This is a genomic window from Gluconacetobacter aggeris (assembly GCF_014174395.1).
GTDB lineage: Bacteria > Pseudomonadota > Alphaproteobacteria > Acetobacterales > Acetobacteraceae > Gluconacetobacter > Gluconacetobacter aggeris.
Genome location: NZ_JABEQD010000001.1, coordinates 492,184 through 514,349, shown reverse-complemented (window position 1 = coordinate 514,349; position 22,166 = coordinate 492,184). Strand labels below are relative to the sequence as shown.

The following is a 22,166-nucleotide window of genomic DNA, read 5'->3' as shown; positions in this document are numbered from 1 at the left end:
TTCCTTACCCGATGGCCCGGGCATCGGCCCCGGCCACGATCTGTTTCAGCCGCAGTGCCGAACCGACCGACAATGTGAAGCCGAGGGCACCATGCCCGACATTGAGCAGCAGATTGGCATACCGGGTGCGCCCGATGACCGGAACACCGGTTGGCGTCGCGGGGCGCAGCCCGGCCCAGGGCGCGTCCTCGCCGCCTCCGAAGGCGCCCGGCAGCGTTTCCGCCACCAATGCGCGCAGTGCGGCCAGGCGTCGGGGGGCTGGCACCGTGTCTTCCGCCCCGATATCGACCATCGCGGCCACTCGCAGCCGGTCGCCCAGCCCGGCATAGACCACGCGATTGTCGTAATCCGTCACGCTGACCGAAGGCAGGATGCCGGGTTGCGGCCGCGTGGTGAGGCTGTAGCCCTTCAGGCCGTAAAGCGGCAGGTCGATCCCCAGCGGACGTGCCAGCGCGCGGGAGGCGATGCCCGCCGCGAGGATGACGAGATCGGCCTCGAACGGCCTGCCATCGACAGCGAGGGCGCAGCGGTCGCCCGGGCCGGGACGGAGTTCGGCCTGCCCGCGCACCAGGCGGAAATCCGGTTCCGCCGCCAGTGCCTTGTGCAGCGCCGTGCAGAACAGGAAACAGTCTCCGACCTCGTCCTCTGGCGAGAAGATCCCGCCCGCGAGGCGCGATTGCAGGCTGGCGAATGCGGGTTCGATCGCCGTGCATTCGGCGGGCGACAGCGTGCGTTGCCGCTCCGGGTCGGTGACGGCATGCGCCGCTTTGCGGAATTTGGAAGGATTGCGATACAGAACCAGCTTTCCGGGACGGCGCCACAGGAAATCGTCCAGTCCGGCAGCGCGCCATGTCTGGAGTGCCGCCTGGCCGCTCAGGGCAAGATCGAGCAGGATGGCGGCATTTTTGCGATTCGTGCGCCGGTTGCATGCGCCCAGAAAGCCGAGCAGCCAGCGCCACTGATGCGGATCGGCCCGCAGCCGCAGCGAAATCGGCGCGTGCGGGCGCAACAGCCAGCCCAGGGCGTCGCGCGCTACGCCGGCATCGGCCAGCGGGCTGACATAATGGTAGCTGAGCTGCCCGCCATTCGCGAAACTGGCTTCCTGCCCGATATCCTCGCGGCGTTCGATCAGCGTGACGCCGTGCCCCTCCCGGACCAGGGCATAGGCGGCGGCGAGACCGATGACGCCCCCGCCGATGATGGTGATGCTCCGTCTGCCGGCCATGGGGTTCCCGCGTCTCGATAGGCAATGGAGCAAGCCTAGAAGTGGGGGACCGTTCCAGCCAATGCAAAGAGGCCATCCTTTCATAACCTGTGGTTAAGGTTTTGTTCTTTTATCATAATGAACTTGTGAGTGGCGGGGCGGTGGTTTCTGTTCTTTTTTGAAAAAAAGAACCAAAAAACTTTTGATTCGTTCGGGAGCCTTGTGTTGGGGCGTGTGATGTCCCTGAATGGGCTAACGTCCTTTTGCTTCTTTTTCTCCGGAAAAAGAAGAACTCACTTTCTTCGGATGCAGGTCCTGTGCATCGAAGCTGAAATCGGACCCGATCAGGCGCATGCTCATCCCGACCACCTTGCCCGAGACATCGCGTTCGAACTGCACATAGGCATCGTCGGAGCCGTCCTGCCCGCGATCGTCCCATCGGACCACGAACAGATCGTGCGGCAGGGCCGAGAGTGTTCCACTCAGGCCGTCGGCGTGGCTGAACGCCATCCGCAGGTCCTGCCCCCGCCGGCTTATGGTGATCGGGCCGCGCCAATCGTCGCGATAGGTGCCGACATAATCCTGCTGCGCGCTTTCGGACAGTGTGATGAAGGGACGCGCGGGGGAGCCGGGGCCGGTGCTGGCGGCTGCCTTTGCCTCTGCCGCGTGTTCGACGTTCTCGGCGTCGCGCCAGTGGGCGATCCAGTCCGCGCTGGTGCCGGTCGCGGCATAGGCGCTCAGCGTGGTCGCGATGGAATAGGTCGCGTTGTGGTCGTCATGATTGGTCAGGATGACGATGCCGGTCTTCAGCTCCGGCAGGAAGGTCATGTAGCTGACCATCCCGTCGATGGTCCCGGTATGCCAGACGCGCTTGTAGCCGAAGAAATCTTCCATGAACCAGCCATAGCCATAGGCGCGGAAATGGGTCCTGGTCGCCTCCGCCGTATCGGGCAGGGGCAGCAGCGCGTGCGGTGCCCATAGCGCGTCGCGGCTGGCCTGGCTGAAGACCTGTCTGCCGTCCGGCGTGCGGCCGCCATCGAGATAGGTCTGGGCCCAGCGGGCCATGCCGTCCACGCTGCACCAGATGCCGCCGGCGGGGGCCACGCCGGGCAGCAGGCGCGATGCCCTGTCGGGCAGGATGCCGCTTTCGCCCTCGCCGGTGGCCACGTTCGCCTGGCCCTTGACGGGCGGCGTGCTCTGGCAGGCGGGGAGGCCCGCCGCGTCGATCAGGCGCTTCTGGACCACATCTTCCCAGCTTTGCCCCGTCAGCCGTTCGACCAGCGCGCCGGCCACGACATAGAGCAGGTTGTTATAGGCGTACCGGGTGCGGAAGGGCGCGGTGAAGGGCATGAAGGGCAGGCCGGCGAGGATTTCCGGCCGCGTCAGCGTGCTGTGCGAGAACAGCATCAGGTCGCCGGCGCCCAGACCCATGCCGCTATGATGGGTCAGCAGGTCCGACACGCGGAAATCCCGGGTGATCGACGGGTCGGCGACGCGAAAATCCGGCATATGGTCGATGACGCGGTCATCCCAGCCCAGCTTGCCCTGCTCGACCAGAAGCGCCAGCGCCGTCGCGGTGAATTCCTTGGTGTTGGAGCCGATGGCGAACAGGGTGCGTCCGTCGACCGGCGCGCTGGCCTTGTCCTCTGCCCGGCGTCCATAGCCGTGGCTGAATACGATCTGGCCGTCATGCACCACCGCCACCGCGATGCCGGGCACGTCGAAGGCCTGCCGGGCGCGTTCGACCGTCGTGTCGATGGCCTGCTCCGTCAGCCCCGGCGGCAACGATGCCGCGTGGGTGGCGTACGGCGCGGACAGAAGAGCGATCGCCGAGGCGGCCATCATGCATGAATGTCGGAAGCGCTGGATCATCGATGGTCCTGAATGCGAAGTTCCGGCCCCGGATGATGGACGGGCCGCGAGGGAAATCGTTCCATTAAGAGCACGAAACGTTCGGCTCGTCCCCTCCTCAGATGCACGTCTCCCTTAACCTGGGGTAATCGCCCCGACGCGTCATGCCGCCAGGGCGGCCAGATCGATTTCCAGTTCGCTCCGCAACAAGGCAAGAATACTCTGCGAGATATGCGACAGCGCGTGGTCGGCACGGAAGAGGACGGTGCAGGTCACGCTCAGCGGCGGAGACAGCGGGCGCGGCCGGGGCAGGCCCGGGTGATGCAGCGCGGTCAGGGCGTCCACGATGGCGCAGCCCCCGCCGAGGCGCACGAGTTCGGCCGCCATGAAATGGGTGCGTACCCGCACCGGCGCCGCGGTCGGAATCCCTGCCTCGTCCAGCGCCATGTCGAGCAGGCGGGCCGTGGGATCGTTCTCGCTCAGGCCGATATAGCGCGTCGGATCGATCGCGGCGAGGTTGACGGGACCCTCCCCGCCCTGGCCGTCGATCATCAGCAGCGGAATATCGGCGATATGCAGCGCGGTCAGCCCGTCGCGCGTGTAATCGCCGAACACGATCCCGAGGTCGAGATCATGGTTGAGGATACGCGACACGATTTCGGTGCCGTGCAGCGCGTCGATCGTCAGTTCCATGCCCGGGTGGTCGGTGCGGTAGCGTTGCACCACGCGCGGCACCAGGCTCAACCCCAGGCTCGGCACGCAGCCGATGCTGATCGAATGCCCGTCGCGCGCATAGCGCAGATTGTCGGTCAGGCGTTTGAGGTCCGACAGTTTTTCGAAAATGGCATTCACATGCGGCAGCATGATCCGCGCCTCGCGCGTCGGCACCAGCCGGCCGCCTGCCCGCTCGAACAGCGCAAACCCCAGCGATTGTTCGGCGTAGCGCAGCACCTTGCTCGCGGCTGGCTGCGAGACATGCAGAACTTCGGCGGCACGTCGTAGCGAGCCCGTCGTCATGATCGCGTAGAAGACTTCGATCTGGCGCAGGCGCATGGCGGTCTGGACTCCCTTGGGTGGGTTTCTGTTCTTTTTTGAAAAAAAGAAGAGAACATAAAACCCGGCTCTACGATGGACAGGCCAGCGCCTTCCTCGGCCCCACGCGCACGGTCCTGCCCTGCGGGAGGTTGTTCGCCTCCAGCAGGAACGCGACGATCGCCCGTGTATCGTCCGGCGACAATGTGCCCGGCGCCATCAGCGGCATGGCCCGATGGACATAGGCCTCAAGCGCCGAGACCGGTGCGCCGGCCCAGTTGGCGACAAAGCGGCCGGTCAGTGCCGGGGTTTGGAAATTCCCATCCAGATGTGCGCCATGGCACATCGCGCAGGCTGCGCGATAGAGGTCCGCGCCGTGCGCCAGTTCGGTGCAGGCCGTGCTGGCGGCAGGCGGCCGTGCCGGGGCCGGGCCGGGCAGAAGGGCGAGGCCGAGCGCGCATGTGGCGATGCCGCGGGTTATCATGTCTTTGGTCCGCATCATCAGGTTATCCGCCCACTATTGGCATGCGCGCGAACAGGTCGGCGAATATGCCGATGGCGCGTGCGGCCTCCGTCGGGTCGGGATGTTCGAAGGAATTGCCCACGCCCGTCATCTCGCCCAGCCCGTCGAGATCGACGGCCTGGATCATCACGCCGTCGGTCTTCGACAGCAGGGCCGCGCCCCGGTAATCGAGGCCGTAGGGTGCCTCAGGGCGCGGCGGCAGCCACGCCGTCTGGCCCCGGACGGGGATCAGGCTGTCATCGCGCCACCAGTCCCGCGCCGCGTAGCCGGGGCAGTTGATGATCACCTTCTCCGGCAGCGATGTCAGGTCCTGCGGGCTGTGGAATTCGCGGATGACGATGCGGCCGCCGGCCTGATGGAACTCCGACAGCAGCAGATGGCCATAGGCGCCGAAATTGTAGATCATCAGCGACTGGCGCCGCGCGTGCGGCGCGGCGAACGGGTTTTCCGCTTCGGGAATATCCTCGACCGCCGGGACGATGTCGCGGATCCTGCTTTCATAGGTTGCGAAATCTTCCGTTGCGCGCGGCATCCTTCCGGGTGCGCCGGCGGGCGGGGCTGGTGGCGGCTTGTCGTCGAAGGGTTTGTCCGAGAGGATGTAATTATCCTGGAACATGATCGGCGCGCCGGACAGGCCGAGATAGGTCCGGTAGGTGGCCCATGAAAACCGCGCCATCTGCTCCCACTGGTCGGCGAAGGCGGGACCGGCGGTCTGGGTCAGCGCGATCCGGGAATCCGGCGTCCAGCTTCCGTTGGCGCGGACCGAGCGTGTGTGCGGCAGCAGGTCGCGCGTATAGATCGTCACGTCGAAGCCCGCGCGCTGCGCCGTCAGCGCGGCCGTCAGCCCGACGATGCCGCAGCCGATGACGGCGACCCTGCGATTCAGCGTGGCCGCCACCTTGCCGACCACCAGATTGGCCGAACCCCAGGACAGGGACCAGCCGCTGCCGCCATGGCCGTAATTATGGAAGATCGTCCTGTCTCCGATCCGCTCGACATCCAGCCTTGGGCCGGCGGCGCGAAACGGCCGGATACAGACCTTGATGTCGGTGATCTGATCCACGCGCGGATGCAGCGATGCCAGCCGGGGCCGGTGCTGTGGGGCCAGGGCATCCCCCGCCGATGCGGCATGCGGCAGCAGCACGCGTTCGCCCGCCATCATCGTGACCGCGCCCAGGGCGGCTCCGCCTGCGAACACGCCTCGGCGCGAAAGAATCCTGCCTGTATCCATGACCGCGCCGCACCGCCCTGCTGCTTTATCGACCGCTCCATCCTCCTTCGCCGATCGCGGCTCGCTTAGGAAGGCCAAATTTTTCCACAGGTCATAACCCAAGGCTAACCCGCAGGAACCTCGATGAATTGGTATGGTAGGGAAACGAAGATTATAACCTTTTCATAACGAGGCGAATTTGCCGGCGAGGAGATCGAGCATGCCGCTATCCGGAATGCGTTTTCTGACATGCGGTGGCGCCGCCCTGTGCGCGCTGGCTTTTCTGGTCGCGGCGGCCCGGCCGGCCGGCGCGGAGGCTCTGGCGGATTCGGTCGCGCGGATTGCGGCGGGTCAGCCGGGGACATTTGCCGTCTATGCCGCGCCGTCGGGGCAGGCGCCGGATGTGTGCCTGCGCTGTGACGAACCCATCAATGCCGCCAGCACCATCAAGCTCCTTGTCCTCGATGCCGCCTATGCTGCCTTCCGCGACGGTACGCTGAAGCCGGACGAAGCGGTTACCGTCCATAACCGCTTCCATTCGCTGGTCGGTACGCGCAGCTTTTCGCTGGACCAGAAGGAGGATTCCTACGATCCGCTTTATGCCCAGGCCGGCAGGCCCGTCACCGTGACCGAACTGCTGCGGGTGATGATCCAGTACAGCAGCAACCTCGCCACCAATCTGATGATCGAGCGGCTGGGGGTGATGCCGATCCGTGCCGTCGTCGCGCGGCAGGGGCTGGAGGGCATTGTCTTCGGCCGCATGATCGAGGATTTCGATGCCGACGCGGAGGGGATTCGCAATCGGGTCACCGCGCGCGGGCTGGGTGGGTTCCTGCAGAAGCTCGACCATGGTGCCATCGTCGGCCCTGCCGAGAGCCGGGAGATGATCGGCGTCATGCTCGGCCAGACCTTCAACGACATCATCCCGCCCGGCCTGCCCGCAGGCACGCCGGTGGCCCACAAGACCGGGTGGGTCCATGGCGTGCGCAACGATGCCGCGATCGTCTTCCTGCCGAACGGGGCGCACTATATCCTGGTGGAGCTGAGCCGCGACCTGCCTGACGAAGCGGCGGGCATCAAGGTGCTGAACGCCATTTCGGAGACCGTCTTCGCGGCCTATCATCGCCGGGCCGCGCCTTATCCCGACCGCAACGGCGTCAATCGGGCTGCGAGGTAGAGCCGGTTCATCAGGCGCAGTTCGGCCGGCGCGCCCGGCGATGTCGGCACGGTCTTCCGGACCATGCCCAGCATCGTCTTCATGTTGTTGAGCACGACGGTCGCGATATCGTCGGCCTCCTGCCGGTCCAGCTTCGGCGCGCAGGCGACCAGCGCGGCGGAAATGCCGGCCAGCGCCTTGGTCCGCGACTGCCGGCTGAGTTCGGTCCGGTCGGTGCGGACATCCATCAGGGCGGGAAGCGATTTCACGCGCGGGTAGAGCGTGGTCAGCAGATCGATCAGGAGATCGGCCAGTTCCTCGGGCGTGGCGCCGGCCGCGCGCTGGCCGAGCGCGTCATATGCTGCGCGCAGTATGTCGAGATGCTGGTGCAGCAGGGTATCGGCGATCGCCTCCTTGTTCGGGAAAAAGCGATAGAGCGACCCGATCCGGGCGCCCGCCCGTTTCGCGATCGCGGCCATGGTCGTTGCCTCGTATCCGTGTTCGGCGATCAGGTCGGATGCCGCTGCCAGCAGGTCCGCCACCCGCTGGCGGCCGACCGCGCGCTGGGGCTGCAACGCGGTGCGATGGGTCCTTGACGAAGTTGAGCACATGCTCAAATAATGCCTCTGCTTGAGTTTATCCTCAAATTCTACCGACTCCCGCCCGAGCCGGCAACGCGCCGGGGAGGGGAACGAGCGCAACGATATCGGAGCCGCATCATGATATCCCTTCCCGCTTCCCGGACCGCCCTGGTGTTGATCGACCTCCAGAAAGGCATCGTCGGCCGCGCCCTGGCGCCTTACGCGGGGGACGACGTGGTGGCGCGCGGCAGGCGCCTGGCTGGTCGTTTCCGTGCGGCCGGTGCGCCGGTGGTGCTGGTCAATGTCGCCTTCGCGCCCGATTTCGCCGATGCGCTACGTACACCGGTCGATCGGCCGTTTTCCCCGCCGCCGGGTGGCTTTGCCGAGGATTGGACCGAACTGGTGGACGGTCTGGCCGAACCGGGCGACCTGATGGTCACGAAGCGCCAATGGGGCGCCTTCTACGGCACGGATCTGGACCTGCAACTGCGCCGGCGCGGTATCACGACGATCGTACTCGGCGGGATTGCGACCAATATGGGCGTGGAATCCACCGCCCGGGCGGCGCATGAGCATGGTTATGCGGTGGTGGTGGCGGAGGACGCGACGTCCGGCCTGTCGGTGGAGATGCATCGTTTTGCCTTCGACCATATCTTTCCGATGCTCGGCCGGGTGACGGCCACCGATGCCGTCGAACTGACGGCCTGAACCGCCGCCGCATGTCCAGCCCCGGCTTTTCAGCATGAGCCGCGTCCCGGAGACGGACGCGCCCGCCTCGCCGGGGGAAAGCGACCGCCTGCCGCCCGGCATCTGGAAAATTGCCAGTGTCGCGGCCATCGGTTCGTTCATGTCGCAGCTCGACGCCACGATCGTGAACGTCTCGCTGCCGGGGCTGGCGGGCACGCTGCATGCGACGTTTCCGACCATCCAGTGGATCATGAGCGGGTATCTCCTGGCGCTGGCGCTCACATTGCCGCTCAATGGCTGGCTGGTCGATCGCATCGGTGCCAGGGCGCTGTATCTGTGGTGTTTCGCCGCATTCACCCTGGCATCGGGCCTGTGCGGACTGGCATGGTCGGCACCATCGCTGATCGGTTTTCGCGTGTTGCAGGGCATGGCGGGCGGCCTGCTGGCGCCCATGGCGCAGATGCTGGTCGCGCGCGCCGCCGGCCGGCATATGCCGCGCGTGGCCAGCATGGTGGTGATGCCGGTCCTGCTGGCGCCGCTTCTGGGGCCGGTCGTCGCGGGCGGGATTCTGACATTTGCCTCCTGGCGTTGGATCTTTCTCTTCAACCTGCCGGTCGGCCTCCTGGCTTTTGTACTCGCGTGGCATTTCCTGCCCGATGACAGGCAGCAGACGCGCCCGCGCGTGCTCGACCTGACCGGTCTGGCGCTGCTTTCGCCGGCTCTTGTGTTCTTTCTTTATGGCATCGATCGTCTTGGCCAGCGCATGGGCGGCGCGCTGGCCTGCTGTGGGCTGTTGCTCTTCGCGCTGTATGGCGCGTGGGCGCATCGGAAGGGTGATGGGGCCCTGATCGACCTGCGGCTGTTCGGGGGGCGGGTCTTTTCCGCTTCGGTGATCACCCTGTTCCTGCTGAACGGCGCCCTGTTCGCGGGGCAGATGCTCGTGCCGGTCTGGCTGATCCATGGATGTGGCCTGTCGCCCGACCGGGTTGGCTGGCTGATGACGCCGATGGGGCTGGGCATGATGTGCGCCTATCCGCTGATGGGGCGGCTCACGGACCGGTTCGGTATCCGCAAACTGACGAATTGCGGTGCGCTGGCGGCGTTTGCGGGTACTCTGCTGCTTGTGTTTCTTGCCCAGCACGGTCTCGCTTTTTCAATCCTGGCCGGCGCGCTGTTTCTGCGGGGGGCCGGGATGGGCGCGATCGGCATTCCGTCGATGAGCGCGGGATATGCCGCGGTGAAGCGGGAGGAACTGCCGGTGGCGACGACGGCGCTGAATATCGTGCAGAGGCTGGGAGGGCCGATCTGGACGACGCTGTGCGCGATGGCCCTGGGCGGACAGGCATCCGCCAGCCCCTTCATGACCTCGCGGGTCTTTGTCATGGGGCTCGGTCTGTTGTGCGTACTGCATGCCGTGCTGCTGCTGACAACCCGCCTGCTGCCGGTACGGCTGGCCGGACGGGGGGCGGGAAAGGCACCGGGTGTTTCGAATTGACGAAAATTATCCCGGATCTCTAGGTTGACGGAGGCGGCACAGGATTTGCGGGTGGGACAAGATGCGCGGAACCGTTCTCGATTATGACCCCAGGAATGGAGAAGGATTGATCAGCGGGGACGATAATAATCGGTACACATTCAAGGGAACGAGCGTAAGATCCGATTTTTCTTCCCTGAAGAAAGGCGCGAAAGTCGATTTCGACCAGAGCAATGGCGAGGCGCTCTCGATATTCGTCATGCCTGATCCGCCAATGGGCGGCATCAATATAGAGATCAGCGCGTCAGGGGAAAAGTCGAAGGTCGTTGCGGGTCTGCTGGCGTTTTTTCTGGGCGGGTTCGGTATCCATAAATTCTATCTGGGGTACAACAAGGCCGGTATCGTAATGCTTCTTGTTACGATGTTCGGCTTTATCTTTTTTGGGATACCCGGTGCGGTTATCTGGCTGATCGCCTTTATCGAGGGCATTATTTACATCTCGAAGTCCGATCAGGATTTCTACGAGACGTACGTTGCCCATCAGAAAGAATGGTTCTGAGCGGATGCGCTCGCTCCCCCATGACCGGGTTTGGTCATGGGGGAGCCGTGACGGCGGCAAGGTGAGAGCGATCAGGACCGTTCCGGTTGGGATGGCCTGAAAAGCAGGATGGCGACGAGCATCATCGGATACTGCGTGCCGATGCCCTCAGCCCGGCGCGTTGCCGTAGCGGCGGTAGACCAGGGGCGGCGGTGTTTCGGGCAGGTCGGCCAGGATCTTGCTGATCCGGGCGTGGTCGGGCGAGCGGGTGCAGACCGGGTCGGTTGCCGCGGCGTCGCCCAGCAGGGCCAGGGCCTGGCAGCGGCAGCCGCCCCAATCCTGTTCGCGCTGGTCGCAGCCGCGACAGGGTTCGGGCATCCAGTCCGTGCCGCGAAACAGGCGGAAGAGCGGTGCGTCGGCCCAGATCGCGCCCAGGCTGTCGGTGCGGATGTCGGGGATGGGTACGCTCTTGATCGTCTCGGCGGCGTGGCAGGGCAGGACGTGCCCGGTGGGCGAGACATTGACGAAGCGCCGGCCCCAGCCGCCCATGCAGGGCTTGGGCTGGTCGGCATAGTAATCGGGGGTGACGTAGTCGATCGCGAGCTTGCCGGCCAGCCGTGTGCGGGCCTCGTCCACCGCCCGGGTCGCTTCTTCAAGCTGGGCGCGGCTGGGCATCAGGGCGGCGCGGTTGACCAGCCCCCAGCCGTAATATTGGGTGTGCGCGATCTCGGCGCGGCGCGCGCCCAGGTCCACCGCCAGGTCCAGCATGCGGCCGATGCGGCCGACATTGCCGCGATGGATGACGAAATTCGTCGTCAGCGGCATGCCCTCGGCCACGATCAGGCGCGCGGCCGCCAGTTTCTTCGCCTGCGCGCCCGGCATGCCGCCCATGGTCTCGGCCGGGACGGTATCGACGTCCTGGAACGAGAGCTGCACATGGTCCAGCCCGGCCCCGGCCAGTTGCGCCAGGGTGGCTTCGGTCAGCAGCACGCCGGAGGTGATGAGGTTGCTGTACAGTCCCAGCGAGGCTGCGTGACGCACCAGTTGCGGCAGGTCGCGGCGGGCCATCGGCTCGCCGCCCGAAAAATGGACCTGCAACACGCCCAGTTCCGCCGCCTGGTCCAGCACGCGGAGCCAGTCTTCCGTCGCCAGCTCGCCTTCCCGCCCGTCCAGTGCCAGCGGGTTGGAGCAGTACGGGCATTGCAGCGGACAGCGGTGCGTCAGCTCGGCCAGCAGGCTCATCGGTGGCAGGACGGGGGTGTCGGTCATGCGGTCAGTACCTGCCGCTGGGCCAGGCTGGCGATCATCTCCAGCACGTCATGGGCGATGACCGGGCGGGGGGCGGCGAACCGTTCGGCCAGGATGTCGATGATGGCGGCGACCGGCCGCGTGCCGTCCACCAGGCGCAGGATCTCGGCGGCGACCGGATCGGCGATGAAGGCGCGTTCCGGCGCCTGGATCACCCACTGGTCGCGCACCCGGTCGTGCTGCAGCCTGGTCCCGCGCAGGAAGCGCACGACACTGTCTTCGGCGACCGGCGGGGTGGGGGTGTCGGTCATGCGGGTTCGGGCGTGAAGGCGCCGGGCGGGATGCGGCCGGGGACGACATAGGCGTAATCCAGCGCGTCCAGCATCGACCACAGCACGGCGCATTTGAAGGTCAGCGCGTCCAGCACCGCTTTCTGCTCGGCAATGGTGCGGGCATGTTCGCGGACATAGGCCAGGGCGAAGTCGGAATCGCGCGGGGCCTGGGTCAGCCGGGGCTGGAAATAGGCCAGCGTTTCCGGGGTGACGAAATCATAATGGTGCAGCATGCCCGCCACGCGCTCGCTGATGATGGTGGGCGAGAACAGTTCGGTCAGCGATGAGGCGATGGCTTCCAGGATCGAGCGGTCGCGCACGAAATCCACATAGGCATCGACCGCGAAGCGCGTGGCGGGCAGCAGCCCTTCCAGCGACTCGACATAGGCGCGGTCCAGCCCCACGCCATCGGTGAGCTTCAGCCAGCGGGCGACGCCGCCGGTGCCCGGGGCGTCGCCGTCATGATCGACCAGCCGCCGCCGCCATTCGCGGCGCAGCTCCGCCGTCGGCAGCCGGGCCAGCAGGGTCGCGTCCTTGGCGGGGATGCGGCACTGGTAATAATAGCGGTTCAGCGCCCAGGCCTGGACCTGGCCCTTCGTCAGGCGCCCGTCATGCAGCGCCCGGTGGAACGGGTGCAGATTGTGGTAGCGCTCGGCGCCGATGGCGCGCAGCGCGGCCTCCAGTTCGTCAGGGGAGAGTGGAAGGCCCGTCATACCGTCATCCTCATACCGTCGAAGGCCACGTCCCATCCCGCCGCGCGGGCTGCCGCGCGCTCGGGGCTGTCGGCCAGCAGGACGGGGTTGGAATTGTTGATGTGGATCAGAATCCTGTGCCCGATGTCCAGATCGGCCAGGGCGCTGATGGTGCCGTCCGTGCCGCTGACCGACATATGGCCCATGCGCTGCCCGGTCTTCTGCCCCACCCCGGCGCGCAGCATTTCGTCGTCGGTCCAGAGCGTGCCGTCGAAGAACACGATATCCGCCCCCCGCAGGCGTGCCCGCAGCGCGCCGGTCATGCGCGCGCAGCCGGGAATGAAGAAGACATGGCGTGTGCCGTCGGTGATCGCCAGCCCCACGGTCTCGCCATTCTCGACGATGGCGGCGGGATCGGGGCCGGTTTCGGCATAGAGCGGCACCTTGCCCGGCACCGCGAAGGGGGTGATCGTCAGCCCGGCCGGTTTTCCATCGGGCAGGGTCAGCGCATGGGGTGCGTCCAGCGCCAGGGCCAGGCGCGGCACGATGGCGCGGTCCAGCGCCTCGAAGATCGGGTTGGCGTCCAGCAGGTCCAGCACCGGGCGGGTGCCCAGCAGGGTGAAGGGCTGGCGCTCGCGCAGGGTCAGCAGGCCGGTCACGGTATCGACCTCGCCCCCGGTCAGGATCACCCCGGCGATGGGGGTCGAGCGCAGGCCCTCATGCGGGTGCAGCGCCGGCGTCTGGCCGATCTGCGTGCGCAGGTCCGGGGAGGCATTGACGACGAACCAGTGGGCGCCATCGCCGCTGATGGCGATCGAGGCCTGGGTCCTGGGCAGGGCATCAGGGTCGCCCGCCCGGGCGCGCCGGCATCCGGGTGCGTTGGAATTCCATTGCGGAAAGCCGCCGCCAGCGGCCGCGCCGAGAACGATGATGTCGATCATGGCGCAGATATCTAGAACAGAAACGCCGCCCGCACGAGGCTGGGCGGCGTCTCATGCGGCTTATTTCTTCTGGCCGCAGACGTAGCTGTTGATTTCCGCGCCCAGCGGAACTTCGGTGATCTTCGGAGCAGTCCAGGCCATGTGATCCTCCATCATTCAGGTCATGAAGGCGGGGCTCCCGCTTTCAAGGTGGATGTGACGCCCGATGGCGCCGGCTTTCAAGTCTTGATCTCGGCATTTTCCGGACCATTGCCGCCGCGATCACTCACGTTTCTGTGAATTCGGGCTGCCGGAGAGGCCTCCATGCACCGCGCCCGATGCGCGGCACCAATGCTGATACGCGTTATGCCTTGCGTCGGCGCGGACGGGGGACTACGCCACCTGCCATGGCGGTTGGGACGGGTCCTGTCCGCCGGTTGCCGTTGGCGAGGCTGGGGCATGCAACTGGCTCCCGAGAGCGAAGAAGCCGATACGTTCGAGGCGCGCCAGCAGCAGCGGGCCAGGGAGGTCGTGCGCCGCAGCCGCTTCAGCGCGCAGACCATCTGCCTGCTGATCCTGACGGTGCTGGCGGTCTTCTACACATTGTATTTCGCGGCGGCGATCATCCTGCCGATCGTGCTGGCGCTGGTCGCCAACCTGCTGCTGTCCGCGCCGATGCGCGTGCTGAATACGCGGTTGCGGCTGCCCAAGACGCTGGCGGCGCTGTTCCTGATCCTGTGCCTGTTCGGGGTGGTGGGGGCGATCGGCACCGCCATTTCGGTGCCCGCCGCCGGCTGGATCAGCCGTGCGCCGCAGACCATGGCCGCGATCCAGACCCATATGGCGGTCCTGGGCGGGCCGCTGCGGATGATCCAGGCCGCCAACGAACGGATCGAGAATTTTCTGGCCGTGGTCAGCGGCCGGAGCGGCCATGGCGGTGGGCATGTCGCGCTGCTGGCGCCGTCCGCGCCGTCGGCCGATGGGGGGCTGGGCACCTTTGGTTCCAGCGTGCTGCTGGGGACGCGGGCATTCGTGGGCCAGCTCTTTACCATGATGCTGATGCTGTTCTTCCTGCTGGCGCAGGGCGACAGCCTGCTGCGGCGCTTCGTGGAGATCATGCCGACCTTCGCCGACAAGCGCCGCGCGGTGCAGATCGCCTACCAGATCGAACGCAACGTCTCGCTGTACCTGACGACGATCACGATCATCAACGTGCTGGTCGGGCTGGCGAACATGCTGCAATGCTGGGCGTTCGGCCTGCCCAACCCGCTGCTGTGGGGCGTGCTGGCCTTTCTGCTGAACTACATCCCCATCATCGGTCCGCTGACCGGGATCGTGATCTATTTCGTCATCAGCCTGTTCGTCTTTCCCTCGGTCCTTCAGGCGCTGCTGCCGCCGATGGTCTATCTGTGCATCCATCTGATGGAAGGCGAGACGATCACCCCGATGGTCCTGGCCCGGCGCTTCACGCTCAATCCCGTGCTGGTCATGGGGTCGCTGATGTTCTGGGACTGGCTGTGGGGGGTCTGGGGGGCCTTCCTGTCGGTGCCGATGCTCGCGGTCTTCAAGATCATCTGCGACCATGTCGAGGTGCTGACCCCGATCGGCCACATTGTCGGCGGCCCCACGCGCGGCCCGAAGGCGCATCCGCCTGCCGTTATTCCAGAGCCGAGCCCCGAAGCCGATTAAGTACGAGGCCGATTAAGGACGACGCTGCCTGAAAAGTGCCGATGCCGAGCGGGAGCGGTCCGATGGGCCGTGAGCACCGACGCGCAGGAAACGCGCGTCGGATCGCCGGCAGCGGCGCTTTTCAGGCAGCGTCGCCGGCGGCGAGGGTTTGCAGGCGTTCCATGGCGACGATGCGCACGGTGTGGCCCTTGCCGATCGCGACCAGCCGTTCGGTACGCATCCAGCTCAGCGTCCGGCTTACGGTCTCGATCGTCAGGCCCAGATAATCGGCCATGTCCGACCGGGTCATCGGCAGCGGCACGTCCTCGGCCGGGTCCTGGGCTTCGCGCATGCGTTCCAGCAGGAAGCTGGCCACCCGCTCGCGCGCCGTCTTGCGGCCCAGCAGCAGCATCTGGTTCTGCGCCGCCACCAGTTCGTTCGACGCTTCCGCCAGCAACCGGCGTTCCAGCCGGGGGAAATCGTCCATCAACTGCCGCATGCGCGGCCGCGAAAACCGGCACAGCCGCACCGTGTCGATCGCTTCGGCGCCGAAGGCATACTGGTCCGACACCGCAAGGCCCAGGAAATGCCCGGTGGTGGCGAAGCCCGTGATCTGCCGCCGCCCGTCGGGCAGTGCCTTGAACAGTTTCACGCTGCCCGAGGTGATATTGTAGAAATCGGTGGCCGCGGCGCCTTCCTCGATGAAGGTGCGGCCGGGCAGGACCAGCGTCTCGACCGCCGTTTCGGCCAGTCGGGCGATGTCGTCATCGTCGATGACGCTGCATACGCTCTGGGCCCGGATGCCGCAGGTCAGGCAATAGCCGGGCTGCCGGTGGGCTCCGGCCAGGATCAGGCGGCGCGGGCGGGCATCGCGCCGGCAGGTGGTCTGGTCAGACATATCGTCCGGGTTCCTCCCGGTTCAGGCCCGCCGGAGAGCGGGCCGGTCGTTTCGGCACAGGCGGCCATCCGTCCGCTTGGGCCGAACATAGGACAGAATGCGGGCTGAATTGATCTGAATCAATGCCTTTTACTTCATCGGACCCAAGCGTGCAGGCATGGATGGCCTCTGCCGCTCCCGATCATGAACCCTGACACCGGCTTTGTCGTCGGTCTTCTGCGGCCCGAGGACGTCGCGCTGGCCTATCCGCTGGTGCGCACGGCCTATCCCGCGATGGCGCGCGGAACGTGGATGCGCCTGGCGCGGCGCGCCATGCGCACGGGCCCGCATGGCCGGCAGGGCATCCTTGTGGCGCGCCACGGCCCCGCCTGCCGGCCGTGCGGACTGATATCCTTCCACTGCGATCCTGATATGCGCCACGGGCGGGTCCTGACGGCGGAACATTTCGTCGCGCTGACCTTCGGCGAGGCCGGGTCGGTGCTGGATGCCTTTCTGCCCGCATTGGAAAATATGGCATGCGAGGCCGGGTGCGGCAGCGCGCGCGTCGTTCTGCCCGGGGACCAGCCTGCGCTGCTGGCACGCATGGCGACGCGGGGGCGGGATATGGCCCACCCGATGCCGTTTCGGACGCTGATCGAGATATCGCAGAATATGGCTTGATTTATGTCAAGGCGATGACAGGCGGTGCGTGATCAATGCACTCCACACGATGTGATTCATCGCTGAAAGTTGAAAGGCGTACACGATGAAATTGACCCGTAGCCTCGTCGTCCCGGCCCTGGCCGGCCTGTTGGCGCTGGTGCCGGGCGCGGGACGTGCCCAGACGGCGACGCCGTCGGCCTATGTCAATGCGCCTGTTACCTCCGATGCCGTCCCGCCGCCGCCCTCGCGCGGCGGCCATTGTGGCCTGTTCGAGACCTGCGCCAGCACGAAGATCGGCCTGGGCAAAGGCGATTTCCTGATCCGCCTGTCCGCGCTGGGCGTGCTGCCCGAAGACCGCGACAGCAAGCTGTGGATCAACAACGCGGCGGTGCCGGGCCGGATCAAGACCACGCGCCAGGTCACGCCGGAACTGACGTTCGAATATTTCTTCACCGACAATCTGTCGGTGGACCTGATCGCCGCCAGCTCGCGGCATGAGGTTGCGGCCGAGGGCGTCGGCGGGGCGGCCCATGTCGATGTCGGCAGCGCCTGGGTGCTGCCGCCCACCGTGACCTTTGCGTGGCATTTCCGGCCGCACAAGCGCTTCAACCCCTATGTGGGTGTCGGCGGCACGATGGCCTGGTTCCACAATGTCTCGCCGGCCGGTGGCCTGGTGCAGAAGCTGAATGTCGGCTTTACCGGTGGCCCGTCGGTCAATGCGGGCTTCGATTATCAGCTGGTGGGCAACTGGTTCTTCAATTTCGACGTCAAGCAGATGTTCATGCGGATGCATGCCTGGGCCAACGATCGCGGCACCAGCAGCCCCTTCATCAAGGCGCATGACTCGCTCGACCCGACCGTGGTCGGCGCCGGTATCGAATACCGGTTCTGACCCTGATGGACGGATTGCCTCCTCCCGACGTTCTGGTTCGGTATGGGGGCAATCTGCCGCGCTATACCAGCTACCCGACCGCTGCGCAGTTCGACGCCACGGTCGGTGCCGCCGAAGCCGATGCATGGCTTCGCGCGGTTCCGGCGGGCACGCCGGTCTCGCTTTACCTGCATGTCCCGTTCTGCGACGTGCTGTGCCTGTTCTGCGGGTGCAATACCTCGGTGGTACGCGATGCCGGCCTTCGGGCCGGCTATGCCGACCTGCTGATCGACGAATTGCAACGGGTGGCGGCGCGGCTCGGCCCCGGTCGTCCGGTCCGGCATGTGCAGTGGGGCGGCGGTACGCCGACGACCCTGCCGCCCGAGAGCATGCGCGCGGTGATGGAAACGATCCGTCGCCTGTTCGCCGTGGAGGCGGACGCCGAAATCGCGATCGAACTCGATCCCCGTTTCCTGCCGGCCGACTATCCGCCGCTGCTGGGGGCGCTGGGATTCAACCGGGCCAGCCTCGGGGTCCAGGATCTCGATCCGGCCGTGCAGGCGGCCAGCGGCCGGATACAGAGCCTGGAACAGACCGAGGATTGCGTGCGACGGATGCGCGCGGCGGGAATCGGCTCGATCAATGTCGACCTGATCTATGGCCTGCCCTACCAGACGGTCGAAGGGGCGGGCGACACCGCGCTGACGGTCGCCGACATGCTGCGGCCGGACCGGCTGGCGGTATTCGGCTATGCCCATGTGCCGTGGAAGCAGAAGCGCCAGGCCCTGCTGTCCGAAGGCGCGCTGCCGCCGCCGGCCGAGCGGCTGGCCCAGCGGGCGCGCATCGATGCGGCCCTGCGGAGTGCCGGGTATCGCGCCATCGGGCTGGACCATTACGCCTTGCCGGGTGACGCGCTGTGCCATGCCGCCGAAACCGGGACGCTGCGCCGCAATTTCCAGGGCTATACGGTCGATCCCGCGCCGGTGCTGGTCGGTGTCGGCGCCTCGGCGATCTCCAGCTTTCCCCAGGGCATGACGCAGAACGTGCCGGCGCAGGCATTTTACGCGCGGGCGATGGAGGCCTCGCCCGACAGCCTGCCGGCGGTGCGCGGCGTGTGCCGGAGCGATGACGACCGGCTGCGGGGCGCGGTGATCGAACGGCTGATGTGCGACCTGCGGGTGGACCCGGTGGCCATGGGCCTGCGCCATGGCGCCCCGGCCTCCTGGTATGACAGCGCACGGCCGGCGCTGCGCCAGGCCGAGGCGGACGGGCTGGTGGTGCTGGACGGTTCCCTGATCCGCGTGACCGAGGAGGGGCGCCCCTTCCTGCGCAATATCGCGGCGATGTTCGATGGGCATCATGCGCCCGCCGGCGTCAGGCGCCATGCCGGCGCGCTGTAGGCCCGCCGGGGCGGACATGAGCGGTGCCGTGCCCAATCAGGCGTCCGTGTCGGTACGGGGGGCGCAGGCCCGGACGTGGCCGTTTGCGCACTGGCTGCTGGACGACGTCCTGCCGCCATCGGCCCGTGCCGCGCTGCTGGCCTGGGACCCGGGGGCGGACGCCCATGGCGGCGATACCGGCGGCCGGCGCGATGCCCGCAATGGCCGGCGCGTCTTCGTCACGCCCCGGGCGCGCCGCGATCCGGGGCTGGACCTGCTGGCCCGCATGTTCGACGCGGCGGAGGCCCGGGACGCCATTGCCGCGTGCTGCGGCGCCCGGCTGGCCGGTACCGCGCTGCGGCTGGAACTGTGCCTGGACACGGACGGATTCTGGCTGGAGCCGCATACCGATATCGGGGCCAAGAAGCTGACCCTGCTGGTCTCGCTCTCCACCGGCCCGGGGGCGGCGGACTGGGGGACGGACCTGATGACGGCGGATGGCAGGCCGGTCGCGCGGGCCAGCGGCGCGTTCAATTCCGGCCTGATGTTCGTGCCCGGCGAGGAGAGCTGGCACGGGTTCGTGCGCCGGCCGATCCTGGGCCTGCGCCGGTCGCTGATCGTCAATTTCGTTTCGTCCGAATGGCGCGCGACCGGAGAGCTGGCGTTCGGCCCCGGGGACTGACCGCTCCGCCGGTTTTGCGTTCCGGCCCCGTTCGGTTCTAGGAAGGCATAAATCTTCCACCCAGGCCGTGGCGTTCATGGCGCAGCAGGACGAGGCGAGAAAGGCAATGACCGAACACGCGCGCGAGACGATGGAATTCGATATTGTCATTGTCGGTGGCGGCCCGTCCGGTCTGGCGGCGGCGATCCGCCTGCGGCAGATCCTGCCGCAGGCCACGGTGTGCCTGATCGAGAAGGGCAGCGAGATCGGGGCCCATATCCTCTCCGGCGCGGTGATCGAACCGCGCGCGCTGGACGAATTGCTGCCCGACTGGCGCGAAACCGGCGCCCCGCTGAATACGCCGGTGACGGAAGAGGCGATGCTCTTCCTGACCGAAAGCCGGGGTTATGCCGTGCCGATGCTGGACCGGGTGATGCCGCACATGCGCAACCACGGCAATTACATCGTCAGCCTGGGCGATGTCTGCCGCTGGATGGCCGCGCGGGCCGAGGAGATGGGGGTGGAGATCTATCCCGGCTTCGCCGGGGCCGACGTGCTGGTCGAGGACGGGCGCGTCGTGGGGGTGGTGACGGGTGACATGGGTATCGGCCGCGATGGCGAGCCCGGCCCGAACTACGCGCCGGGCATGGAGCTGCGCGCGAAATATACCCTGTTCGCCGAAGGGTGCCGGGGCTCGCTGACCAAGCGGCTGATGGCGATGTACAATCTGCGCAAGGGCGTGGACCCGCAGACCTACGGGCTGGGCATCAAGGAATTGTGGGAGGTCCCGGCCGAACAGCATCGTCCCGGCCTGGTGCAGCACAGTTTCGGCTGGCCGCTGGACAACCGGACCTATGGCGGCGCCTGGATGTATCATTTCGGCGAGAACCTGGTCTCGTACGGCTTCGTGGTCGGGCTGGACTATCCCAACACCTGGCTGTCGCCGTTCGACGAGATGCAGCGCCTGAAGCTGCACCCGTCCTTCCGCAGCACGTTCGAGGGCGGGCGCCGCATCGCCTATGGCGCGCGGGCGCTGTCGGAAGGCGGCATCCAGTCGATCCCGCGCCTGACCTTCCCCGGTGGCGCGCTGATCGGCGATACGGCCGGCTTCCTCAACGTGCCCAAGATCAAGGGCACCCATACCGCGATGAAGTCCGGCATGCTGGCGGCCGAGGCGGTGGCCGAGGCGATGGAGGGCGGCCGGGCCGAACCGACATCCTATACCGCCCGCGTGCGCAAATCCTGGCTGTGGGAGGAACTGCGCGCGGTCCGCAATGTCCGCCCCGCCTTCTCGCGCTTCGGCATGAAGGGTGGCGCCCTCTATTCGGGCATCGACGCCATGCTGCTGCGGGGCCGGGCGCCGTGGACCCTGCATCACCGCCATGCGGATAACGAGGTCCTGGAATCGGCCAGCATGTCGCCGCCGGTCGCCTATCCCAAGCCGGACGGCAAGATCACGTTCGACAGGCTGTCCTCGGTCTTCCTGTCCGCGACCAATCACGAGGAAGACCAGCCCGTTCACCTGAAGCTGCGCAGCGACGCGCTGTGGAAGACGGTGAACTGGGATGTGTTCCGCGCCCCCGAGAGCCGCTACTGCCCGGCCGGGGTCTATGAAGTGGCGGATGCCGAGACCGCGCCGCGCCTGCAGATCAACGCCCAGAACTGCGTGCATTGCAAGACATGCGACATCAAGGACCCGGCGCAGAACATCGACTGGGCGACGCCCGAGGGCGCCGGCGGACCCAACTATCCGGGCGGGATGTGATTTTCCGGCGAAATGGGCTATTGGGGGCGCCCTCCCTGGGGTGAGTGCTCCACATTCCCGCTGACAGACAGGCGAAGAGGTCCATGAAGGTTCTTGTTCCCGTAAAGCGCGTGATCGATTTCAACATCAAGCCGCGCGTGAAGGCGGACGGCACGGGTGTCGAGACCGCCGGTGTGAAGATGTCGATGAATCCGTTCGACGAGATCGCGGTCGAGGAAGCCGTGCGTCTGAAGGAAAAGGGCATCGCGACCGAAGTGGTGGCGGTGTCGGTCGGCGTGCAGCAGGCGCAGGACACGCTGCGCACCGCGATGGCGATGGGCGCGGATCGCGCCATCCTGGTCCTGACCGATGTGGCGGTGGAACCGCTGGGCGTCGCCAAGATCCTCAGGGCGCTGGTGGCCAAGGAAAGCCCGGACCTGGTGCTGCTGGGCAAGCAGGCGATCGACGACGACATGAATGCCACCGGCCAGATGCTGGCCGGGCTGCTGGGCTGGGCTCAGGGCACGTTTGCCAGCAGGATCGAGATCGCGGACGGCAAGGCGACCGTGACGCGTGAGATCGATGGCGGGCTGGAGACGCTGACCCTGACGCTGCCGGCCATCGTGACGGCCGACCTGCGCCTGAACGAGCCGCGCTATGCCTCGCTGCCCAACATCATGAAGGCGCGCAAGAAGCCGCTGGAGACGATCGCGCCCGCCGATCTGGGCGTGGATGTGACGCCGCGCCTGACCATCGTCTCGGTCGCCGAGCCGCCGGCGCGCCAGCAGGGCATCACGGTCGAATCCGCCGCCGATCTGGTGGCGCGTCTGCGCAACGAAGCGAAGGTGATCTGAT

General features: G+C 66.7%; 23 protein-coding genes. 11 read left to right on the top strand and 12 right to left on the bottom strand.

What is annotated here, in order from left to right:
• Nucleotides 1-4: 4 nt before the first annotated feature.
• From HLH36_RS02310 to HLH36_RS02290, 5 genes are all read right to left on the bottom strand, one after another.
• A complete protein-coding gene (locus HLH36_RS02310; RefSeq protein WP_182984845.1) occupies nt 5-1,225 on the bottom strand; it encodes an FAD-dependent oxidoreductase in 1,221 nt (406 codons plus the stop codon).
• 231 nt (nt 1,226-1,456) lie between these two features.
• Nucleotides 1,457-3,076, bottom strand: coding sequence for a serine hydrolase (locus HLH36_RS02305; RefSeq protein WP_182984844.1), 1,620 nt, complete (start codon nt 3,074-3,076; stop codon nt 1,457-1,459).
• Nucleotides 3,077-3,217: 141 nt separating this feature from the next.
• Entirely contained in the window at nt 3,218-4,108 is an 891-nt protein-coding gene (locus HLH36_RS02300; protein ID WP_182984843.1) for a LysR family transcriptional regulator, read from the bottom strand.
• Nucleotides 4,109-4,178: 70 nt separating this feature from the next.
• A complete protein-coding gene (locus HLH36_RS02295) occupies nt 4,179-4,589 on the bottom strand; it encodes a c-type cytochrome (protein WP_182984842.1) in 411 nt (136 codons plus the stop codon).
• A 4-nt stretch (nt 4,590-4,593) separates the two neighbouring features.
• Nucleotides 4,594-5,841, bottom strand: coding sequence for an FAD-dependent oxidoreductase (locus tag HLH36_RS02290; protein ID WP_182984841.1), 1,248 nt, complete (start codon nt 5,839-5,841; stop codon nt 4,594-4,596).
• Nucleotides 5,842-6,040: 199 nt separating this feature from the next.
• On the opposite strand from HLH36_RS02290, the gene HLH36_RS02285 reads away from it, so the two are divergent.
• Nucleotides 6,041-6,997, top strand: coding sequence for a serine hydrolase (locus tag HLH36_RS02285; protein WP_182984840.1), 957 nt, complete (start codon nt 6,041-6,043; stop codon nt 6,995-6,997).
• On the opposite strand, the gene HLH36_RS02280 is transcribed toward HLH36_RS02285, so the two are convergent.
• Nucleotides 6,958-7,587, bottom strand: a complete 630-nt coding sequence (locus HLH36_RS02280; RefSeq protein WP_182984839.1) for a TetR/AcrR family transcriptional regulator — start codon at nt 7,585-7,587, stop codon at nt 6,958-6,960. The two genes, HLH36_RS02285 and HLH36_RS02280, sit on opposite strands and share 40 nt — an antisense overlap.
• 108 nt (nt 7,588-7,695) lie before the next feature.
• Between HLH36_RS02280 and HLH36_RS02275 the strand changes: the two genes are divergently transcribed.
• The 3 genes from HLH36_RS02275 to HLH36_RS02265 all read left to right on the top strand — a co-directional run bounded on the left by HLH36_RS02275 (nt 7,696) and on the right by HLH36_RS02265 (nt 10,277).
• Nucleotides 7,696-8,265 (top strand): hydrolase, encoded by a 570-nt coding sequence (locus HLH36_RS02275; protein ID WP_182984838.1) that lies wholly within the window; start codon nt 7,696-7,698, stop codon nt 8,263-8,265.
• A gap of 34 nt (nt 8,266-8,299) precedes the next feature.
• The gene (locus HLH36_RS02270; protein ID WP_182984837.1) at nt 8,300-9,739 is read left to right on the top strand and encodes a DHA2 family efflux MFS transporter permease subunit; all 1,440 of its coding nucleotides are present in this window, start codon (nt 8,300-8,302) and stop codon (nt 9,737-9,739) included.
• A gap of 61 nt (nt 9,740-9,800) precedes the next feature.
• Nucleotides 9,801-10,277 carry a TM2 domain-containing protein gene (locus tag HLH36_RS02265; RefSeq protein ID WP_182984836.1) on the top strand — a complete coding sequence of 159 codons (477 nt, stop codon included), beginning with the start codon at nt 9,801-9,803 and terminating at the stop codon, nt 10,275-10,277.
• A 147-nt stretch (nt 10,278-10,424) separates the two neighbouring features.
• Here the strand turns inward: HLH36_RS02265 and pqqE are convergent, their stop codons facing one another.
• The 5 genes from pqqE to pqqA are packed head-to-tail and all read right to left on the bottom strand — an operon-like array spanning nt 10,425 to nt 13,610.
• Entirely contained in the window at nt 10,425-11,525 is a 1,101-nt protein-coding gene (gene pqqE, locus HLH36_RS02260; protein ID WP_182984835.1) for a pyrroloquinoline quinone biosynthesis protein PqqE, read from the bottom strand.
• A complete protein-coding gene (gene pqqD / locus HLH36_RS02255; RefSeq protein WP_182984834.1) occupies nt 11,522-11,815 on the bottom strand; it encodes a pyrroloquinoline quinone biosynthesis peptide chaperone PqqD in 294 nt (97 codons plus the stop codon). Before pqqD ends, pqqE begins: the two co-directional genes overlap by 4 nt.
• Nucleotides 11,812-12,549: a pyrroloquinoline-quinone synthase PqqC gene (gene pqqC, locus HLH36_RS02250; protein ID WP_182977814.1), complete on the bottom strand. Its 738-nt coding sequence runs from the start codon at nt 12,547-12,549 to the stop codon at nt 11,812-11,814. Before pqqC ends, pqqD begins: the two co-directional genes overlap by 4 nt.
• Nucleotides 12,546-13,469 (bottom strand): pyrroloquinoline quinone biosynthesis protein PqqB, encoded by a 924-nt coding sequence (pqqB, locus tag HLH36_RS02245; protein WP_182984833.1) that lies wholly within the window; start codon nt 13,467-13,469, stop codon nt 12,546-12,548. The genes pqqC and pqqB overlap by 4 nt, the downstream gene beginning before the upstream one ends.
• A gap of 60 nt (nt 13,470-13,529) precedes the next feature.
• Complete coding sequence (pqqA, locus tag HLH36_RS02240; protein ID WP_012224451.1) at nt 13,530-13,610, bottom strand: pyrroloquinoline quinone precursor peptide PqqA; 81 nt, start codon at nt 13,608-13,610, stop codon at nt 13,530-13,532.
• Between the two features lie 297 nt (nt 13,611-13,907).
• Between pqqA and HLH36_RS02235 the strand changes: the two genes are divergently transcribed.
• Entirely contained in the window at nt 13,908-15,137 is a 1,230-nt protein-coding gene (locus HLH36_RS02235; RefSeq protein WP_182984832.1) for an AI-2E family transporter, read from the top strand.
• A 121-nt stretch (nt 15,138-15,258) separates the two neighbouring features.
• Here the strand turns inward: HLH36_RS02235 and HLH36_RS02230 are convergent, their stop codons facing one another.
• Nucleotides 15,259-16,014 (bottom strand): Crp/Fnr family transcriptional regulator, encoded by a 756-nt coding sequence (locus HLH36_RS02230; RefSeq protein WP_182984831.1) that lies wholly within the window; start codon nt 16,012-16,014, stop codon nt 15,259-15,261.
• 183 nt (nt 16,015-16,197) lie between these two features.
• Here HLH36_RS02230 and HLH36_RS02225 point away from each other — a divergent pair, with 183 nt between their 5' ends.
• The 6 genes from HLH36_RS02225 to HLH36_RS02200 all read left to right on the top strand — a co-directional run bounded on the left by HLH36_RS02225 (nt 16,198) and on the right by HLH36_RS02200 (nt 22,165).
• A complete protein-coding gene (locus HLH36_RS02225) occupies nt 16,198-16,674 on the top strand; it encodes a hypothetical protein (RefSeq protein ID WP_182984830.1) in 477 nt (158 codons plus the stop codon).
• Between the two features lie 85 nt (nt 16,675-16,759).
• Nucleotides 16,760-17,548 (top strand): OmpW/AlkL family protein, encoded by a 789-nt coding sequence (locus tag HLH36_RS02220; RefSeq protein ID WP_182984829.1) that lies wholly within the window; start codon nt 16,760-16,762, stop codon nt 17,546-17,548.
• 5 nt (nt 17,549-17,553) lie between these two features.
• Nucleotides 17,554-18,927, top strand: coding sequence for an oxygen-independent coproporphyrinogen III oxidase (hemN, locus tag HLH36_RS02215; RefSeq protein ID WP_182984828.1), 1,374 nt, complete (start codon nt 17,554-17,556; stop codon nt 18,925-18,927).
• Between the two features lie 16 nt (nt 18,928-18,943).
• Nucleotides 18,944-19,588, top strand: a complete 645-nt coding sequence (locus HLH36_RS02210) for a 2OG-Fe(II) oxygenase (RefSeq protein WP_182984827.1) — start codon at nt 18,944-18,946, stop codon at nt 19,586-19,588.
• A gap of 106 nt (nt 19,589-19,694) precedes the next feature.
• Nucleotides 19,695-21,332, top strand: a complete 1,638-nt coding sequence (locus tag HLH36_RS02205) for an electron transfer flavoprotein-ubiquinone oxidoreductase (RefSeq protein WP_182984826.1) — start codon at nt 19,695-19,697, stop codon at nt 21,330-21,332.
• Nucleotides 21,333-21,415: 83 nt separating this feature from the next.
• On the top strand, nt 21,416-22,165 hold the full coding sequence (locus tag HLH36_RS02200) for an electron transfer flavoprotein subunit beta/FixA family protein (RefSeq protein WP_182984825.1): 750 nt from the start codon (nt 21,416-21,418) through the stop codon (nt 22,163-22,165).
• The last annotated feature ends 1 nt before the right edge of the window (nt 22,166 follow it).

Bases quoted from the DNA above. Each gene is read 5' to 3' on its own strand.
- HLH36_RS02310 (WP_182984845.1), bottom strand. From the start codon at position 1,225: ATGGCCGGCAGACGGAGCATCACCATCATCGGCGGGGGCGTCATCGGT.
- HLH36_RS02305 (WP_182984844.1), bottom strand. From the start codon at position 3,076: ATGATCCAGCGCTTCCGACATTCATGCATGATGGCCGCCTCGGCGATC.
- HLH36_RS02300 (WP_182984843.1), bottom strand. From the start codon at position 4,108: ATGCGCCTGCGCCAGATCGAAGTCTTCTACGCGATCATGACGACGGGC.
- HLH36_RS02295 (WP_182984842.1), bottom strand. From the start codon at position 4,589: ATGATGCGGACCAAAGACATGATAACCCGCGGCATCGCCACATGCGCG.
- HLH36_RS02290 (WP_182984841.1), bottom strand. From the start codon at position 5,841: ATGGATACAGGCAGGATTCTTTCGCGCCGAGGCGTGTTCGCAGGCGGA.
- HLH36_RS02285 (WP_182984840.1), top strand. From the start codon at position 6,041: ATGCCGCTATCCGGAATGCGTTTTCTGACATGCGGTGGCGCCGCCCTG.
- HLH36_RS02280 (WP_182984839.1), bottom strand. From the start codon at position 7,587: ATGTGCTCAACTTCGTCAAGGACCCATCGCACCGCGTTGCAGCCCCAG.
- HLH36_RS02275 (WP_182984838.1), top strand. From the start codon at position 7,696: ATGATATCCCTTCCCGCTTCCCGGACCGCCCTGGTGTTGATCGACCTC.
- HLH36_RS02270 (WP_182984837.1), top strand. From the start codon at position 8,300: ATGAGCCGCGTCCCGGAGACGGACGCGCCCGCCTCGCCGGGGGAAAGC.
- HLH36_RS02265 (WP_182984836.1), top strand. From the start codon at position 9,801: ATGCGCGGAACCGTTCTCGATTATGACCCCAGGAATGGAGAAGGATTG.
- pqqE (WP_182984835.1), bottom strand. From the start codon at position 11,525: ATGACCGACACCCCCGTCCTGCCACCGATGAGCCTGCTGGCCGAGCTG.
- pqqD (WP_182984834.1), bottom strand. From the start codon at position 11,815: ATGACCGACACCCCCACCCCGCCGGTCGCCGAAGACAGTGTCGTGCGC.
- pqqC (WP_182977814.1), bottom strand. From the start codon at position 12,549: ATGACGGGCCTTCCACTCTCCCCTGACGAACTGGAGGCCGCGCTGCGC.
- pqqB (WP_182984833.1), bottom strand. From the start codon at position 13,469: ATGATCGACATCATCGTTCTCGGCGCGGCCGCTGGCGGCGGCTTTCCG.
- pqqA (WP_012224451.1), bottom strand. From the start codon at position 13,610: ATGGCCTGGACTGCTCCGAAGATCACCGAAGTTCCGCTGGGCGCGGAA.
- HLH36_RS02235 (WP_182984832.1), top strand. From the start codon at position 13,908: ATGCAACTGGCTCCCGAGAGCGAAGAAGCCGATACGTTCGAGGCGCGC.
- HLH36_RS02230 (WP_182984831.1), bottom strand. From the start codon at position 16,014: ATGTCTGACCAGACCACCTGCCGGCGCGATGCCCGCCCGCGCCGCCTG.
- HLH36_RS02225 (WP_182984830.1), top strand. From the start codon at position 16,198: ATGAACCCTGACACCGGCTTTGTCGTCGGTCTTCTGCGGCCCGAGGAC.
- HLH36_RS02220 (WP_182984829.1), top strand. From the start codon at position 16,760: ATGAAATTGACCCGTAGCCTCGTCGTCCCGGCCCTGGCCGGCCTGTTG.
- hemN (WP_182984828.1), top strand. From the start codon at position 17,554: ATGGACGGATTGCCTCCTCCCGACGTTCTGGTTCGGTATGGGGGCAAT.
- HLH36_RS02210 (WP_182984827.1), top strand. From the start codon at position 18,944: ATGAGCGGTGCCGTGCCCAATCAGGCGTCCGTGTCGGTACGGGGGGCG.
- HLH36_RS02205 (WP_182984826.1), top strand. From the start codon at position 19,695: ATGACCGAACACGCGCGCGAGACGATGGAATTCGATATTGTCATTGTC.
- HLH36_RS02200 (WP_182984825.1), top strand. From the start codon at position 21,416: ATGAAGGTTCTTGTTCCCGTAAAGCGCGTGATCGATTTCAACATCAAG.